This is a genomic window from Coprococcus sp. AF102-57, assembly GCF_027686195.1.
Lineage (GTDB): Bacteria > Bacillota > Clostridia > Lachnospirales > Lachnospiraceae > Allocoprococcus > Allocoprococcus comes.
Map to the genome: position 1 here is coordinate 1 of NZ_JAQCSY010000027.1, position 18,308 is coordinate 18,308.

At 43.0% G+C, this 18,308-nt stretch carries 14 protein-coding genes and 1 pseudogene; 1 reads left to right on the top strand and 14 read right to left on the bottom strand.

Annotated elements, in window-relative coordinates; all coding sequences use genetic code 11:
- Positions 1-154 precede the first annotated feature (154 nt).
- The 11 genes and pseudogenes from PGZ10_RS14320 to PGZ10_RS14370 form a co-directional block, all read right to left on the bottom strand.
- The gene (locus PGZ10_RS14320) at positions 155-856 is read right to left on the bottom strand and encodes a hypothetical protein (protein ID WP_117559113.1); all 702 of its coding nucleotides are present in this window, start codon (positions 854-856) and stop codon (positions 155-157) included.
- A 73-nt stretch (positions 857-929) separates the two neighbouring features.
- On the bottom strand, positions 930-2,174 hold the full coding sequence (locus PGZ10_RS14325) for an aminopeptidase P N-terminal domain-containing protein (RefSeq protein WP_270541691.1): 1,245 nt from the start codon (positions 2,172-2,174) through the stop codon (positions 930-932).
- An 18-nt stretch (positions 2,175-2,192) separates the two neighbouring features.
- Positions 2,193-3,677, bottom strand: a complete 1,485-nt coding sequence (locus tag PGZ10_RS14330; protein ID WP_270541692.1) for a carboxypeptidase M32 — start codon at positions 3,675-3,677, stop codon at positions 2,193-2,195.
- Between the two features lie 103 nt (positions 3,678-3,780).
- Complete coding sequence (locus PGZ10_RS14335) at positions 3,781-4,617, bottom strand: PRD domain-containing protein (protein ID WP_008368484.1); 837 nt, start codon at positions 4,615-4,617, stop codon at positions 3,781-3,783.
- Positions 4,618-4,858: 241 nt separating this feature from the next.
- A pseudogene (ptsP, locus tag PGZ10_RS16885) lies at positions 4,859-6,473 on the bottom strand (phosphoenolpyruvate--protein phosphotransferase).
- 4 nt (positions 6,474-6,477) lie between these two features.
- Positions 6,478-6,741, bottom strand: coding sequence for an HPr family phosphocarrier protein (locus PGZ10_RS14345; RefSeq protein ID WP_270541693.1), 264 nt, complete (start codon positions 6,739-6,741; stop codon positions 6,478-6,480).
- Between the two features lie 99 nt (positions 6,742-6,840).
- Positions 6,841-9,030, bottom strand: coding sequence for a PTS transporter subunit IIABC (locus tag PGZ10_RS14350; RefSeq protein WP_117836346.1), 2,190 nt, complete (start codon positions 9,028-9,030; stop codon positions 6,841-6,843).
- Between the two features lie 237 nt (positions 9,031-9,267).
- The gene (locus PGZ10_RS14355) at positions 9,268-10,653 is read right to left on the bottom strand and encodes a sodium-dependent transporter (protein ID WP_270541694.1); all 1,386 of its coding nucleotides are present in this window, start codon (positions 10,651-10,653) and stop codon (positions 9,268-9,270) included.
- 349 nt (positions 10,654-11,002) lie between these two features.
- Positions 11,003-11,746, bottom strand: coding sequence for an amino acid ABC transporter ATP-binding protein (locus PGZ10_RS14360; RefSeq protein WP_373143560.1), 744 nt, complete (start codon positions 11,744-11,746; stop codon positions 11,003-11,005).
- On the bottom strand, positions 11,743-12,387 hold the full coding sequence (locus PGZ10_RS14365; RefSeq protein WP_008368496.1) for an amino acid ABC transporter permease: 645 nt from the start codon (positions 12,385-12,387) through the stop codon (positions 11,743-11,745). Before PGZ10_RS14365 ends, PGZ10_RS14360 begins: the two co-directional genes overlap by 4 nt.
- 46 nt (positions 12,388-12,433) lie before the next feature.
- Positions 12,434-13,264, bottom strand: coding sequence for a transporter substrate-binding domain-containing protein (locus PGZ10_RS14370; RefSeq protein ID WP_055249341.1), 831 nt, complete (start codon positions 13,262-13,264; stop codon positions 12,434-12,436).
- 409 nt (positions 13,265-13,673) lie between these two features.
- Between PGZ10_RS14370 and hydF the strand changes: the two genes are divergently transcribed.
- Complete coding sequence (hydF, locus tag PGZ10_RS14375; RefSeq protein ID WP_117836251.1) at positions 13,674-14,921, top strand: [FeFe] hydrogenase H-cluster maturation GTPase HydF; 1,248 nt, start codon at positions 13,674-13,676, stop codon at positions 14,919-14,921.
- 731 nt (positions 14,922-15,652) lie between these two features.
- Here the strand turns inward: hydF and PGZ10_RS14380 are convergent.
- From PGZ10_RS14380 to PGZ10_RS14390, 3 genes are read right to left on the bottom strand one after another with little or no spacing between them, the layout of a single operon-like run.
- Positions 15,653-16,867: an LL-diaminopimelate aminotransferase gene (locus tag PGZ10_RS14380; RefSeq protein ID WP_270541695.1), complete on the bottom strand. Its 1,215-nt coding sequence runs from the start codon at positions 16,865-16,867 to the stop codon at positions 15,653-15,655.
- A gap of 26 nt (positions 16,868-16,893) precedes the next feature.
- On the bottom strand, positions 16,894-17,721 hold the full coding sequence (gene dapF / locus PGZ10_RS14385; protein ID WP_117559128.1) for a diaminopimelate epimerase: 828 nt from the start codon (positions 17,719-17,721) through the stop codon (positions 16,894-16,896).
- A 23-nt stretch (positions 17,722-17,744) separates the two neighbouring features.
- Entirely contained in the window at positions 17,745-18,290 is a 546-nt protein-coding gene (locus tag PGZ10_RS14390) for an ANTAR domain-containing response regulator (RefSeq protein WP_118199599.1), read from the bottom strand.
- Positions 18,291-18,308 lie beyond the last annotated feature (18 nt).

The window sequence follows — 18,308 nt, forward strand, 5'->3', positions numbered from 1 at the left end:
ATTTTGCGCAATTCAGAATATTCTGACATCAATTCAACATGCTTTTGCGAATGGCGCGGCTGAACATCCCCTTCCATTTGCCTTTCCATTTCTTTTTTCATTTCACATTTACAAAAAGCAGCCATACCAACACTTTGATACAACTGCTTACATTTTAAAACATCGATTGCATTTTAATTATCAGATATACGGTTGCAAAAACCGCAAACAGATACACACACCCAATAATTACAGAACTCTTTTTTCCTCTTCCCCATTTTCCCGTTGCAAGATACATTGCATCCAATACATCAAACAGAAAGAAAAACTGGAATACCGTATGTACAACTGCCTCGGCAAATCCTATTTTCCCACTTTTGTAGGTCATACGGATTACCTGGATTCCATAAAAGCTTCCCGGTAAAATAGCAAGCCATGTCGCAACAGCCGAAAAAACGACTGCTGCAATCAGCCACGGCAGCAATACCGGAGCAAAGATTATCGCGGCTCCCCTGCTTCCTACCAGCACTGCCATACTTACGAAAAAATAATAAATGAACAGAACCAGAAAATTCACACAGAAAAAGACAACCAGCCCATATTTATGGATCAGCATACGGTTCACGCATTCAATCAGATTCCCCGTTTTGTATATTTTAAATGACTGTCCAATATTTATGATTCCCACAGCTGCCACAAGTCCCCAATAAAAAAGCAGTGGAAGAAACACAATCACCAACGTTAATCCTATATGCCCCTCCGGGATTTTATCCAGCAGTCTCGTAACAAGAATAAAATATACATATGCAAGTGGTACACATAAAGTTAAAAGTATTATATAAAGAAATGTACTTTTCCGTGATTTTCTATTTTCCATATCCTGGCTCTCCGTATTTCAGAAAAAGGGAACCGTAATTTTCTATACAGCTCCCTCTTTTCCTGTTTTCTATTTATCTGCGTCCCATAAACGCTTCAATCTCATCGATTTGTCTCGGGATTGCTCTTGACAGATTTTCACATCCGTCTTCTGTGATCAGGCAGTTATCTTCCAGGCGGAATCCAATGCCCCATTCTTCATGATAAACACCGATATCTACACAGAATACAACACCCGGTACAGCAAGTCCGCTTCCTTCTACCACGTCATGTACATCAAATCCAACATGATGTGCTCCACCGTGCCACATATAAGTTCCAATATCTTCAAAATTTTTGCATATTCCAGCTTCTTTTAACTGTTCAAATGTGTATTTGCGGATGATCTTATCCACATCCAGAAGCGGTACACCTGGTTTCAGTGTACTGAACATATATTCTGAAGTATTGTAAATGCACTCATAAAGCAGTTTCTGACGGTCATTAAATCTTCCATTGCACGGAAATGCCCTGGATACATCGTTGATCTCATAATCCCATACAGCACCAACGTCATTCAGGATCATATCTCCATCCTGTGCCTGTCCGCGATAATCATAATAATGAATTTTAAAGTTGTTCTTTCCTGAGGAAATAATAGACGGAAATCCTGGTGAAAGCACTCCCCTCTGAGCCAGTGCATAATCAAATTCTGCTTTATACTGGTATTCGTACATTCCCGGTTTAGATGCTTTCATCATTGCTTCGATTCCGGCCTTTGTGATCGTTTCCGCTTTCTTCATCGCCTCGATCTCGCATGGTTTCTTGATCAGGCGAAGCTGCTTCATAATCGGATGAAGGTTGCCAAATCCAACAAACGGAGCATGTTCTTTCAGATAATTACCAAGACGGCATGCTTCTACCGCCGGCGTATTTTCATAAACCTTGTCAAAATCAAGATAAACTTTCTTTACATTGCCAGAAAATAATTGTCTGGAAAGATCATTCTGGAATGCTGCCACATATTTGTAATTCGTGATTCCTGAAAGTTCTTCTGCTTCCTCTTCTTTTATACGTCTTCCGGTCCAGCGTTCTGCAAATGCATCCGGAGGAAGAATATACAGAGTTTCTTCAATTGTTCCCTCTCCGACATAAGCCATCAGTACAATATTTTCCTGCTCGATTCCTGTCAGATACAAGAAGTTACGATTTGTAAAAAACGGATAATTCTCATCATTGGTCTTGATCGGTGCATGTCCGCTGAATACAACCACCAAAGATCCCGCTTCAAGTTTCTGATACAGGCTCTTACGATTTCCTGCGTAAAATTCCTTATTCATTTGTCAATCCTCCTGCGCTTAGTGTAAATATTTTTCTTTCAGATATTCAATATAATAATCGGTATTCAGCTCTTCTCCTGTTGCTTTTTTGAGCATCTCACGCGCAGAATAGGTCTGTCCGTACTGGTGAATATGTTCTTTTAACCAGTTTCCAATTGCAGATGAGTCTCCCTTTTCCAACTTTTCAAATGCATCCGGACAATCAGTAAGAAGCTTATGAGCAAACTGTGCAGCGTAAGCATCTCCAAGTGCATATCCCTGGAAATATCCTACACATCCGGAAGCCCAGTGCACATCCTGCAGGATTCCTTCCTGATGATTCTTTGGCATAAATCCCAGATATTCCTGATATTTTCTGTTCCATGCTTCTTCAATTGTATCCACTGTCAGTTTTCCATCAAAATATTCTTTTTCAATTTCGTAACGGATGATGATATGCAGGGTATTGGTAAGCTCATCTGCTTTCAGACGGATCAGTCCCGGTTTTACTTTATTGAGTGCCGCAAGGAATGTATCCAGAGAAATCTCTTTGTATTTTGAAACTTCCTGCTGCAGATATGGGTACAGGTTCTCCCAGAATTCTCTGGTTCTTCCTACATGATTCTCGTAGAATCTGGACTGAGATTCATGCATTGCACCTTCAATTCCGCCCCAGAGTCCGCTTTCTGCAACCTCATCGTTCGCATTATAATTATAGAGTCCGTGTCCGGTCTCATGAACCACTGCCAGAATCGCATGGATCAGCTCATCACAGTTTGTGGATGGTCTGGAATCACGAGGTCCGGTGCAGACACATACCGGATGATGGATCTCAAATAAAGTACTCTTATCTTTATCAAGTCCCAGAATCTCCTGCGCTTTCTTCACAATACGAAGTACTGTATCATGATCTGCTTCACATTCCAGAATGGAATCATCAATCTTACTCTGTTCTTCTCTTACCGCATTTAAAATTTCGCAGACAGCATCTTTGATTTTTGCCAAAATTGCATCAATCTCTTCCAGACGATAATCCTTATCAAACCGGTTCACCAGAACCTGATATGGTTTTTCATCCGGATTGATCGCTGTTGCTATCTTCTCCTGTAAATCAAACTGTTTTTTCAGTACCGGCTTAAAGCTTTCAAAATCATCTGCCTCATAGCATTTTCCCCATGCCAGCTGTCCATCTGCATTTGCCTGATTCAATTCTCCCTGCAGGCTTGCCGGAATCTGTACTGCTTCTTTATATTTTCCGATCAGATAACGTACCATACCTTTGTCTGTATCTGACTCAAAAGCTGTCTCTCCTTCCAGTGACTCTACCAGTTCTTTTATCTCTTTGCTTGTCAGTTTCTCATTAGAAAGCTCTGTCAGATATGCTCCGACTTTCCCTTCATAATCAAATCCGTCCTTCGGGCAGTTATTCCATCTGTCATAGTAAATGATATTATCCATACACTCCAGATAACGGAGTTTCATAACAATATCCTTCACCTTTTCCATCTGTTCTTTTGTAGCCATTACCGTACCAACCTTTCTCCTTAGACTAGTGTTTAAACTTTGGTTCGATTATACCATTTGTTTCCCCGTAGTGTCAATCTTTTGGCAAAAGCCGGTTCCTCTGTTATGCCTTTATTTCTTCACTGTAGATTCGTTCGATATGCATTGCCAGATACCCGATTTCCATCTCATCAAGTTCTTTTCCAATACTCTTTCCGAGCATATCGCAGACTTTTTTTGCAGTCATATACGCTTCCGGAAATTTGGATTCTATATATTCATTCATATTGATACGAAGATCCTCCCCCGTCATAGCACGTGCTACCATATATTTGATATGGTTCATCAGACGATTATAGGAAAGCGAGATCACATCGATCTTTTTTCCTGTTTCTTTTTCGATCATCTCAATACATTCTCTCACTGCACGGGCCGTCTGCATTGCCACAGACACTTTTTCATCCTCGATTGCTGAATGAATGTGAAGTGCCACGTATCCGATTTCATGCTCATCGATCGTGATCTGCATTCTCTTCTGCAAAATATCTCTGAGCACGGATGCTGCTTGAAATTCATTATGAAAAAGTACTCTGATATCATCTGTCAGTGGATTGCTGATCTGCTCCTGATTCCGGATTCGCGAAACAGCAAAGGAGATATGATCTGCCAGCGGGATCATGATCCGGCGGTCTACTTTCCCAAAAACTTTTTCTGCTTCCCGGATCACCTCATCTGCGATTTCCAGAAATTCCGGATCCATCTCCTGCACCAGAGATTTGGCAGATCCTCTGTCTGTCTGTTCGGTCAGGCGGTAAGTTGCTGTATCTTCTGTCACTTCAAAACGCTGACTGACCTTCTTTCCAAAGCCAATTCCTTTACCGAGAAGGACGTATTCCTGGTTATCCTCTGTATTGATTGCGATCACGCCATTATTATTCAAAATTTTGCTTACTCTGTACATATCTGATTCCCCCGAAGACGAGTTTTAAGTTCTGATTTTATCCTAGCAGAGAATGAGGGGAAAGTCAAAAAAAGGTTGAGAAAAAGGGAACGCAAATTTGGCTGTTTTCTGACGGGTGTGAAATAGCTTCCGCAAAAAACAAATAAAAGCAGAACGGGGCTGTTGCACGATGGATCGTGCTTAGCCCCGTAAGTTTGTTTGATGTTTTTGATGTGATTATCACAAAATCTGTGAATAGATTTTATTTGGTTTCCCGGATCTTCTTTCTGAGCGGAAGTACCATTGCAGGGGATACGGATAATTCGTCTAATCCCATGCTTAAGAATTCTTCGGTCAGTTCGAGGTCAGCTCCGAGTTCGCCGCAGATTCCGATCCATTTGCCTTCTGCGTGGGCATTTTCGGCTGCCATGCGGATCATTGCAAGGACTGCCGGGTGGTGCGGATCGTAGAAGGCATCCAGCTTCTGGTTCTGACGGTCAATTGCCAACGTGTACTGGGTCAGATCATTGGTCCCTACGCTGAAGAAATCCACTTCTTTTGCAAGCTCACGGCTCATCATAACGGCAGCCGGTGTCTCAATCATGATTCCCAGTTCCACATCCTCACGGAACGGGATCTTTGCCTCACGAAGCTCTTCTTTGACCTCTTCGATGATCACCTTGATCTGCTTCACTTCTTTTACCGAAATGATCATCGGGAACATAATGGCGATCTGTCCGTAAGCAGATGCCCGGTACAAGGCACGAAGCTGGGTCTTGAAGATCTCCGGTCTTGTCAGGCAGATACGGATTGCCCGGTATCCCAGTGCCGGGTTCTCTTCTTTGTCAAGTCCAAAGTAATCCACCTGCTTGTCTGCTCCGATATCCAGGGTACGGATAATGACCTTTTTGCCTGCCATATTTTCTGCAACCTGTTTGTATACCTGGAACTGCTGTTCTTCGGTCGGGAAATCTTCGCTTTCCAGATACAGGAATTCGCTTCGGAAAAGTCCGATCCCTCCTGCATCATTTTTAAGTACGGCGCCCACATCGGAAAGATTACCGATATTCGCATAGACATTGATCTTCTGTCCGGAAAGGGTGACATTCTCTTTGCCCTTCAGTTCTTCCAGAAGTGTTTTCTGTCTGCGGTCTTCTTCGCGCTTTTCACTTCATGGTCTCTTCATCCGGATCAATGTAGATGGTCCCGGTAAAGCCGTCGATGGCTGCCATATGTCCGTCATATTCTTTTGCAAGCCCTTCTCCCAAACCAATAACGGCCGGGATGTTCATGGTCCTTGCAAGGATTGCCGTATGGGAATTTGCTGATCCGTACATGGTTGCAAATGCAAGCACTTTGGACTTGTCGAGCTGAACAGTCTCACTCGGTACCAGATCATCTGCTGCCACGATCACCGGTTCGTCTGCCACAACACCGCTTTCCCCGGCATCCGAAAGGATACCGAGAAGTCGGTCCGATACATCTTTTACATCGGCCGCACGTCCCTGCATGTAAGCATCATCCATAGATGCAAACATCCGGGAGAAGTTATCTCCTGTCGTCGCAACAGCATACTCTGCGTTGACTTCCTGGGTGGTAATAATATTCTTAATCGAATCCACATAATCCAGATCCATCAGCATCATCTGATGTACTTCAAAAATTGCCGCATTGGCTTCTCCTACATCTTCCATTGCCTTGTCATACAACTCACCGAGCTGTGCGATCGCAGTCTCCTGAGCATCCTCAAAACGTGCCACCTCTGCTTCGGTATCCTCTACATGATACCGTCTTACCTGCTTTTCCTGTCTTTTATAGAAAGCAATCTTCCCGATGGCTACGCCACCAAAAACACTTTTACCACTTAGTGTAATCATAATCCTACAGATTCTCCTCTAATACTTTCTGGATTTCGGCGATTGCTTCTTCTTCGTCTTCGCCTTCAGCTGTGATGATAACCTCATTTCCTTTTTTTACACCAAGACTCATAACTGCCATAATGCTCTTTGCATTGACTTCACGTGTATCTCCTGCTTTTTTGATCTTAATATCTGAAGTTTTTTTCGCAATTGCTTTTACCAGAATTCCTGCCGGTCTTGCGTGGATTCCCTGTGTATCTGTTACTACATACTTAAATTCTTTCATGATAAATTCTCCTCGTCTTTTTCTTTCATTTTTAGTTTACTTTTTTGACAGCGTTTTGCTTGCCAAAGCACCGCCATTATTAAAACAGCTTTCGCTGTTCTATTCTACTGTATCTACGGCAAATAGTGGATCGCCGGCTTTAACTTCTCCCGTCGCAAGGAGACGTACTCTCTGATTCTCTTCCAGTTCTGTACAAAGTACCGGTGAACAAAGAGACGGTGCATGCGAAGTCAGGAATGGAATATCGATCTTCATAAGCGGATCCCCCTTCTTCACTTTCTGACCATTTTCTACAAATACTTCAAATCCTTCACCGTTCAGAGATACGGTATCAATACCGATGTGAAGCAGCATGCCAAGTCCGCTTTCTGTCTGGAACCCAAGTGCATGCTTTGTTTCAAATACGAAAAGCACTTCTCCATCTTCCGGTGCGCAGATCACAGCATCTTCCGGTGTAACAACAGCTCCGTCACCCATCATTTTTCCTGCAAATCCTTCATCCGGACAGGTTGTAATATCGCCTGCCATACCGGTGATCGGACTGGATACAACAATTGTATTTACCACTTTTTCCTGGGTTTCATTATTTTCATTTACAGTATCTGTATTTTCTTCAGCTGAATTCTCTTCTGACACAGCAGCGCTCTCATAATATTCATCCGGAGCTGTTTCCAGATAATCTTCCAGTTTAGACTTAATCACAGTTACCTGTGGACCATAAATGATCTGGACACCCTGTCCCTTTTTCACGATTCCTCTGGAACCTGTTGTCTTGATGATCTCATCATTTACGCGGGCTGCGTCATGAACTGTGATACGAAGTCTTGTTGCACAACAATCCACATCACTGATATTTTTCTTTCCGCCAAGTCCCTGTGTGATTGCCTCACTTACCGGATCTGCGGTCCCTGTATTCCCTGCTGTTTCTTTTCCTGCTTCTTTTCTGGCATTTACATCTGCCTTTGTATATAATTTTGTCTCTGTATCATCATCTTCACGTCCCGGTGTCTTGAAGTTAAACTTTTTGATCAGGAAACTGAAGATAAAATAATACAGGAAGAAATAAATAATTCCAACCGGAATGATCCGAAGCCAGCTTGTCTTTGCATTTCCCTGCAGGATACCGAAAAGGAACAGATCCAGAAAACCACCAGAGAAGGTAAGTCCTACTGCTACATTCAGGATATGTGCGATCATGTAAGCAGAACCTGCAAGCACTACCTGTACAGCAAAAAGTGCCGGTGCAACAAAAAGAAATGAGAATTCCAGTGGCTCTGTAATACCCGTCATCATGCAGGCAAGTGTTGCAGAAAGGAGAAGTCCTCCTGCCTGTTTTTTCTTTTCCGGTTTTGCACAGCGGTACATCGCAAGTGCCGCTCCCGGAAGTCCGAAGATCATAAAGATAAATTCACCTGAGAAATATCTGGTCGCATCTGCGCTGAAATGTGCGATATTTGCAGAATCAGCAAGCTGTGCAAAGAAGATGTTCTGTCCTCCCTGTACCATCTGTCCCGCAACTTCCATTGTTCCACCGACTGCTGTCTGCCAGAATGGCATGTAAAATACGTGATGAAGTCCAAACGGAATCAAAGCTCTCTTAATAATACCAAAAATCAGGGTTCCCAGATATCCGCTTCCGGTTACCAGTCCGCCAAGTGCATAAATTCCATTCTGTACAACCGGCCAGGCAAAATACATTCCAATCCCGACAAACATGTACACCAGTGTAGAAATGATCGGAACAAATCTGGACCCTCCGAAGAATGATAACGCATTTGGAAGAACGATTTTGTGAAAACGGTTATGCAGAGCAGCAACACCAAGTCCTACAATAATACCACCAAACACACCCATCTGTAAGGACTGGATTCCGCAAACAGAAGTGATGGTTCCTTCCAGTACATTCGAAGCGATCGTTCCATCTGCGGTAATCTCTCCTGTGATCACAAGCATTGCATTGATTGCAACATTCATAACAAAGAATGCGATCAATGCAGAAAGTGCCGCTACTTCTTTTTCTTTCTTTGCCATACCGATTGCAACTCCAACCGCGAAAATCAGTGGCAGGTTGTCAAATACAGCACTTCCTACTTTGTTCATGATAATGAGTAACGAATTCAGGATAGTTCCGTCTCCTAAAATTTTCTCCAGACCATAAGTCTGGATTGTGGTAGCATTGGTAAACGAGCTACCGAATCCCAGCAGCAGACCCGCTACCGGAAGAATTGCGATTGGAAGCATGAAGGATCTTCCTACTCGCTGCAATACGCCAAAAATTTTGTCTTTCATTGCATGTACTCCTTTTCCTCAAGAAATTTTAATTACCTGGCTTATGCCTATGATATTATTTTCTTTCGTGGAAGCCTTTTATCCGAATTTTTGACGCAAAAAAGGCACTAACCCCACACAAATATCAAAATAATATCTATGTATGGTTAATGCCTGCCGTACAGTTACACACCAAAATCTATAACTTACAATAATTTATTTTCCACTAAATGTCAAGCCTTTTCTGAAATTTTCTTTTTATAATCCTACGGACTGCACTAAAAGAATCAGAAGCATCAACGGTGCAATTACCTTGATCATTGCAACATAAAGCTTTTCTCTGCCAAACCTGTATCCGCCAAGTGTCACTTCATCGATGATCACTTTTGGTTTTACAACCCATCCAATCAGAATACAGGTAAGCAGTGCCACCATCGGCATCAGACAGTTATTGCTGATATAATCCATCACGTCCAGAATCTGCGCTACCGCGCCGTTCGGAAGTTTCAGTTCGAAATAAAGCTTGTTGTATCCAAGACATACGATCACACCAACGATCATTCCATATAAAGTAGTCAGGATCGTTCCTTTTTTTCTGGATACATGGAATTTATCCATCATGCTTGATACGATTGCCTCCATAACAGATACAGAAGAAGTAACCGCTGCAAAAGATACCATCAGAAAGAATACAATTCCTACCAACACTCCTGCTGCCCCCATTGCTTTAAATACTTTTGGCAGAGATACAAACATCAGTCCCGGTCCTGCAGACATTCCTTCGGTTCCCATAAAAGTATAAACAGCCGGAATGATCATAAGTCCTGCCAGAAGCGCTACAAGCGTATCAAAAAACTCAATCTGGTTGATCGACTTCATCAGATTGGTCTCTTTCTTCGCATAGGATCCGTAAGTAACCATAATTCCCATCGCCACGCTGATTGAGAAGAAAAGCTGTCCCAATGCATCCATCACAACCGAAAGGAAACTTTTAACCGTCATCCCTCTAAAATTCGGGATCAGGTAAATCGCCAGTCCCTGCATACCGGTTCTTGTCACTCCATCTGCATTTGTATGTTTCAGGGTAATGGAAAATACAGAAATTCCCGCAATCAGTACAAACAGGATCGGCATCAGAATCTTACTGTATTTTTCAATTCCTTTATTTACTCCTTTATAAACAACCGTTGCCGTAATAAGCACATAGATCAGCATCCATATGATCGGCTGTCCGACCTGTGTAATATAGCCTGTAAAATATCCGTCTTCTGCTGCCTGCGTCCCATAACCTGTGAGAAATGCCGACAAATATTTGAGTACCCATCCACCAATCGAGCAATAATACGGAAGAATGATAACCGGTACTGCACATGCAAGCACACCGATTCCTCCCCATCCTTTATGCATCTGTTCATATGCAGTAAGCGGACTCTGTCCTGTCTTACGTCCGATCGCGATCTCTGTTGTCAGCAACGTAAACCCAAAGGTAAGTGCCAGTACCACATAGCACAGAATAAACACTCCGCCTCCACCTTTTGCTGCCAGATACGGGAATCTCCAGATGTTCCCCAACCCGACTGCACTTCCCGCAGCCGCCAGCACGAATCCGATCGAGCCGGTAAAATTACTCCTCTTCTTTTCCATCTTTTCTACACTCCTTTTACAGTGGTGCCTCCGTACACACCATCTCCAGCTTTTTAATAATATGATGTGAGTGTCAATAAGTATCAATTGTTTATTTGTGCGAGCACAAACGCAATTGATACTTTTGACACTTACATCATAATATAGAAATTATATTTTTCTATAAGCCAAAAACACCTCCGCCGTATGGCGAAGGTCCCTTCTTTAGCTTTCTTCTTATTTTAACAATCGGATATAGGAAAGTCAATGGAAGTATTTTACTCATTTTCTTGATCTTTTTTACACTGGGGCAGGCTCTCACCTGCCCCTTTATGAGTAGTATATCAATAATTTTTACAAAACGTCTTATTTATGCAGTTGCCGGAAGAACACGGGATAAGAATGACTGCGTCCTTCTCTCTCTTGGTGCTGTAAAAATTGCATCCGGTCTGCCTTCTTCAACAACATATCCGTCTGCCATAAAGATGACCCGATCTGCCACATCACGTGCAAAGCCCATTTCATGTGTTACAACGATCATCGTCATTCCTTCTTTCGCAAGAGATTTCATAACATCAAGTACATCTCCTACCAGTTCCGGGTCCAGCGCCGATGTCGGCTCATCAAACAACAACGCTTTCGGTTCCATTGCCAGTGCTCTTGCAATGGCAACTCTCTGCTGCTGTCCACCTGAAAGTGTACTCGGATATACATCCGCTTTATCCTTTAATCCTACCTTATCCAGAAGTTCCAGTGCTTTTGCATGCGCTTCTTCCTTATTCATGTGTTTGGTAAGGATTGGTGCCATCATAACATTCTGAACAACAGTCTTAAGCGGAAACAGATTGAATTTCTGGAAAACCATTCCGACTTCCTCACGGAATTTGCGGATGTCACAATTCTTATCGAGAAGATTCTTTCCCTCATACTGTACGGTTCCGCCTGTCGGTCTTTCAAGTTGATTGATGCATCTTAAGAAAGTACTCTTTCCCGATCCGGAAGGTCCGATGATACAGACCACTTCACCTTCATTGATATCAAGATTGATATCCTTTAATACCTCCAGGTTCCCAAATTTCTTCGACAAATGATTTACTTTAATCATACCAATCACCTCATTTTCCTTTCTATCTGTTTCTGGACAATTATCAGTACCGAAAGTATCACCAGATAAAACGCTGCCAGTGCTGTGTATGTAGGAATTGCTTTAAAGCTCAACGCTGCATACGCCTGTGCCTGATGCGTGATCTCATTAACCGCAATCGCAGATAAAAGTGCGGTATCCTTAACAGAAATGATAAACTGGTTAAATAATGCCGGAAGTGCCGCTTTAAATGCCGGTGGGATAACCAGATGGATCATCGTCTGTGCACTTGTAAGTCCAAGTGATGCACCTGCTTCTTTCTGTCCCGGATCAATGCTCATCAACGCACCTTTTACAATTTCTGAAATAAATGCACCGGAATTCAGTGCGATAACGCCAATTCCCACTGCAGTGCTTCCAATATCGACACCCAAAAGCTTCGGAATTACAAAATATCCGTATAAAGCCTGCACCATAAGTGGTGTCGCACGAATGATCCAAATGTAAACTTCTGCAATTGCTTTCCCTATTTTATATTTCGACTGAAGCAGGTATCCACAGAGGCTTCCGATCAGGAAGCCAATTGTGATACCGACAACAGCAATTAAAATCGTAAGTTTTAATCCCTCAAACATCATTGGAAGTAAAACATTCAAAAAAGTCATATCCATATACTATCTCATCCTATCTTCTTTTTAGTTGCTGTCTGTTCTTTGATTATTCACACCATTTCGCATAGAGTTCATCTGTTGTGCCATTATCAATCAGTACCTTTACAGCTGCATTGATTTCATCATAATATTTGCATTCTTTAGAAATTGCTACGCAATACGGTGCCTGGCCCTGATTAAACTCATCCCCGACTACCTCCAGGTTGCTGTCCGGTGTTGTCTTAATATAGAAATATGCTCCAGGTCCATCCTGAATAACAGCATCTACTTTTCCCTGCTCCAAAGATTCATATGCAGTTGTGATCGTGTCATGTACTTCAAGCGTTGCACTTGTAAGGTTCTTGCTTGCATAAGTATGAGATGCGGTTCCCTTTTCAACGGCTATTTTTTTATCCTTCAGATCATCAACACTCTTAATTCCTTTATCGTCATTTTTATTTACCATAACGACCTGACCGGAATCACAATAGATATCACTGAAGTCCATAACTTCTTTTCTTTCATCTGTTGCACAAAGTGCTGCTGCTCCGATGTCCAGTTTATTTTCAGCAAGTGAAGTAGTAAGTGCCGAATAATCCATTGCCTGGAGGCCACCATCGATTTCGAATCCCAGAAGCTCCTGCAGATCATTTAACAGATCAACATCATATCCGATCAGCGTCTTTCCGTCCTCATCATAGTATGTAAATGGTCCGAAAAGTCCGGTTGTTCCGACTTTCAGTTTGACACCTTTCATGCTGTCCTTCAGCTCGTCTTCTGTATATTCTTTCTTTGTATCAGAGGTTTCCTTTGTATCTTCTTTTTTACTTCCACATCCTGCTCCAAGTACTGTTACCATTGCTGCACACATTAAAACTGCTATTAATCTTTTTTTCATAATAATAATCCTCCTTAACTGTGTAGTGAAAACGTAAGGGCGCATCACAAATTCTTTTGTAATGCGCCCTTGCATTTCCGTCCGCAGACACTCTCTCGTTCCCGGGATTGTTTGAGAAATTACTTTGCACTTCTGATTACTTTCTTTTCTGAAATACAAAAAGGATGCCGCATCTGATGCGACATCCTTGTCTGTTCTGTTCTTTATGAACTTGTGATTATTTTACCGCACTTTCACACTTTAGTCAATGAAACTTTTATCCAAAATTGCCAGTTTTATATGTTTCTTTTAAGTAAATTTTCACAAAATTGATTTTCTATAGTATATGTGTTACACTATTTTCAGATTCAAACTGACTGCAAAGGAATTCCTGCGCAAAAAGAATACAAAAAAGGAGATTACAAAAACTATGAGTCTTAACAGCACCCCTTCTGCAGATCGTGTACATATCGGTATCTTCGGTCGCAGAAATGCCGGAAAATCCAGCATCATCAACGCTATCACCGGACAGAATCTTGCCATTGTATCTGATGTTCTCGGAACAACTACCGATCCGGTTCCAAAGGCAATGGAACTTCTTCCCCTCGGACCTGTCGTGATCATTGACACCCCGGGGCTTGACGACATCGGAGAACTCGGTGAACTGCGTGTCAAAAAAGCCTACCAGATTTTAAACAAAACAGATATCGCTGTTCTGGTAATCGATGCCTCTCTTGGCATGACACCAGAAGATTTATCCATCTTAAAGAAAATACAGGATAAGAAGATCCCTTACGTTGTGGTAAAAAATAAATCTGACCTCTGCTCTTCTGCTGAAAATAGCGCAGTCTGTCCGAACCTGGATTCTATGCCGGATGCTTCTTTTCATATAGATGCTTCCAACAGTATCGAAGTCAGCACAGTAACCGGATACCATGTTCATGAATTAAAAGAACTGATTGCAAGCCAGGCTCCGGAAGAAGATCAGGATAAATATCTCGTCCGCGATCTTTTAAATCCAAATGATTTTGTCGTTCTGGTCGTCCCGATCGACTCTGCCGCCCCAAAAGGACGTCTGATCCTCCCGCAGCAGCAGACCATCCGCGATGTACTGGAGGCTGGTGCAATCTCTATTGTAACCCGTGACACAGAATTGAAGGAAACACTTTCGTCTCTTGGCAAAAAGCCACGCCTTGTCATCACCGACAGCCAGGCATTTGCCAAAGTGTCTGCCGATACACCGGAAGATATTCCACTGACCTCTTTTTCCATCCTGCTTTCCAGATACAAAGGAAATCTGAAGCTTCAGGTCGAAGGTGCACAGATGCTGGACAAGTTGGAAGATGGTGACAAAATCCTCGTCTGTGAAGGCTGCACCCACCACAGGCAATGTGATGACATTGGAACAGTGAAGCTTCCTCGCTGGATCCGCCAGCATACCGGAAATAAAGACCTGCACTTTGAATTCACAAGCGGGACCGAATTCCCGGTAGATCTCTCACCTTATAAACTCATTATTCACTGTGGTGGCTGCACCCTGAACGAACGCGAAATGCAGTATCGCCTCAAATGCGCCGAAGATCAGGGCGTACCGATCACGAACTACGGAACCGCTATTGCTCACCTGAAAGGGGTATTGGAGCGGAGTCTCATACCGGTTAGGGGAAGTTTGGAATAAGGTTACGGGCGAAGTAGGGACGAGGTGACGGTTTCACGCCGGTCTTCATCGCCTGCATTCTGTAAAATTTAATCGGGACGAAAGTTGCGACACCGGACTGATTCGCTGGAAAATCTAATGATTTTCCGGCTCAGGCAGTCCTCAGATTCCGTACTTGTAGTACGAAATCTGGTCACAATTTCCGTCCCGATTAAATTAACAGACTGCACGGCTCTTACGAATGGCGTGAAACCGTCACCTCGTCCCCGCTTCACCCTTACGTTATTCAAAGCTTCCGCATTGGCGCATCATAGATGCGCCTCGCTGTGGATGGAAGGATTGTTTGTTCAGAATTGAAATCCATTCTTATTATATTTACTTTTGTTCTGGCTTATATGTTATGAGTGATTTTGTTTTGGTATAGACACACATAACGGTTGAATAAAGCTTAAAGCCAGGTATCATTTTAAATTGTCTGCAGCGCCCAGGGCGTCGGATCACGGTGTGGATTTGGCGGTATATGGCGGTGTGTTACAGCCTGTTAATGAAAAAAAGAGAAAAGTGTGATCGGATTTCGTACCCCAAGTACGAAACTCCGAAGACTCCTGAGATGGAAAATCATCAGATTTTCCGTCGAATGAGTCTGGTATCACACTTTTCTCTTTCTTTTCATGTTACAGGCTGTTCACGCCAGAGTCCACCGCCAAATCCACACCGTGATCCGACGCCCGTCCCTGCAGCCAAATTTTCAATTAAATATTCTCAATTCTCTTGATCGCTTCCAACGTATTCTCGTAACTTCCAAATGCTGTCAGGCGGAAGTATCCTTCCCCGCTCGGTCCAAATCCTGATCCCGGAGTTCCGACTACATTTGCTTTTTCAAGAAGGAAATCAAAGAATTCCCATGAAGTCATGTTATCCGGCGTCTTTAACCATACATATGGTGAGTTCACTGCTCCGGATACCGTGTATCCGGCATTCTTCAGACCTTCATAAATCGTTCTTGCATTCTTCTGATAGTATGCGATCTGCTCTTTAATCTGTGCTTTTCCAGCCTCTGTATAAACAGTAGCTCCGGCTTTCTGTACGATATAAGGTGCTCCATTATATTTTGTTCCGTGACGTCTTGCCCACAGTGAATGAAGCATCACATCTCCGCACTTAAGATCTTTCGGAATGATTGTTGCGCCAAGACGTACTCCTGTAAATCCGGCATTCTTAGAAAAACTTCTAAGTTCGATTGCACAGGTTCTTGCTCCTTCACATTCAAAAATACTGTGTGGTACATCTTCCTCTGTGATATATGCTTCATATGCAGCATCATAAATGATCACTGCCCCGTTTTTATTTGCATAATCTACCCATTTCTGGAGTTCATCTTTTGTGATAGCCGCTCCGGTCGGATTGTTCGGGAAGCATAAATAGATCATATCCGGTACTTCTTTTGGCAGTTCCGGTACAAATCCATTTTCTGCTGTACAAGGCATGTAGATTACATTGCTCCATGTTTCTGTCTTTGGATCGTAAGTTCCGGTACGTCCTGCCATTACGTTTGTATCCACATATACAGGATATACCGGGTCTCCTACTGCGATTCTGCAGTCAGGTCCAAAGATCTCCTGGATATTTCCAGAATCACTCTTTGCTCCGTCTGAGATAAAGATCTCATCTGCAGCAATATCACATCCTCTTGCCTGGAAATCATTCTTTGCGATCGCGCTTCTTAAGAATTCATATCCAAGATCCGGTGCATATCCGTGGAATGTCTCTGCGTGTGCCATCTCATCAACTGCACTGTGAAGCGCTTCGATGATCGCAGGTGCAAGCGGCTGTGTTACATCACCGATTCCCAAACGGATGATCGGTGCATCCGGATTCGCTGCTGAGAACGCTGCAACTTTTTTGGCAATATTGGAAAACAGATAGCTTCCCGGTAACTTTAAGTAGTTTTCATTTACACTGTACATATGTCGTCTCCTTTGTGATTTGATCTTTATAGTACACCATCAAATACTTTAACCGCAGGCCCCTCCAAAAATACATGATTCACCTTACGGTCCCATCTGACAGATAACTCTCCACCTAATAATTTAACGATTACTTCCTCATCTGTCAAGTCATTCAGCACAGAAGCCACAACTGCTGCACATGCTCCGGTTCCGCAGGCAAGCGTTTCACCAACACCCCGCTCCCACACACGGATCTCCATCCGGTCCCTCGCAGTCACATGACAAAACTCGATATTTGCTCTCTCCGGAAATCTCGGATGAAATTCTAACTCCCTTCCTGTCTCTTCCAAAGAAATCCCGTTTATCTCTTCTGAAAAGATTACCGCATGCGGATTTCCCATCGAAATCCCGGTCATGCGGTAGTTCTTCTTCTGTACCTCAATCGGATCATTGATCACCAGATCCTTTTCACTCAGGATTGGAATGCTATGTGCGTTCAGTCTTGGAACACCCATATCTACCATAGCACCGCAGGCTTTCCCATCCTGAATATGAAGGTGCATGTTACGAATTCCGGATTTCGTCTCGATACTGAGAGTTTCCTTTCCGGTAAGTCTGTAATCATATACATATTTTCCCAGGCATCGGATGCCATTGCCGCACATCCCGGCAACAGATCCATCCGAATTGTATATCTCCATTTTAAAATCAGACACCTTTGACGGACATATCAGAATCAGACCATCCGCTCCGATCCCGTAATGCCTGTCACAAAGCGCTCTTGCAAATCCAGGTGGATCTTCCACCCTTTCTCTGAAGCAGTTTATACACACATAATCATTTCCAAGACCATGCATTTTTGTAAAGATCATATATCCTGCCTCTTCAATCTCCTTTATTCCGCCATAATACTAAGTACCATCTGAGCTGTCTCCACCATATTGACACCGCTCTCCATACTACATTTCTGCAGATAGCGATGCGCTTCTTCCTCCGTCATATTATTACGTTCCATCAGAAGACTCTTTGCCTCTTTTACAAGTGCCTGCTGCTCCGGATTCCGGTTCTTAAGCTCTGCTCTTCTTTTCTTTCTCCGCCTGCCAATCGATTGTGCCATCATCTCGATCGTGTTCATCAGATCAAATACCTTAAACGGCATCGACAGGCTGATCACTCCCGGCGTCCTGTCACTGCATTTCTCCGGCGATGCGATCAAAAGCATCTCAATCGTACCCGGCAGATAATCTCTCAATTCATTATATAACATATCTTTCATTTTATAACCACAAACTACAATTCCATCATCCAGATTATCTGCCAATTGAACCGCCTGTGCTCCGGTTACCCCCACACCAATCACGTCAAATCCATTTCGTACCAGTATATTGCGAATATTGGTTGCAATCTCCTTTTTTGGAAATACAACAATAATACTGCTCATAATACCAGCCTCCTGCCT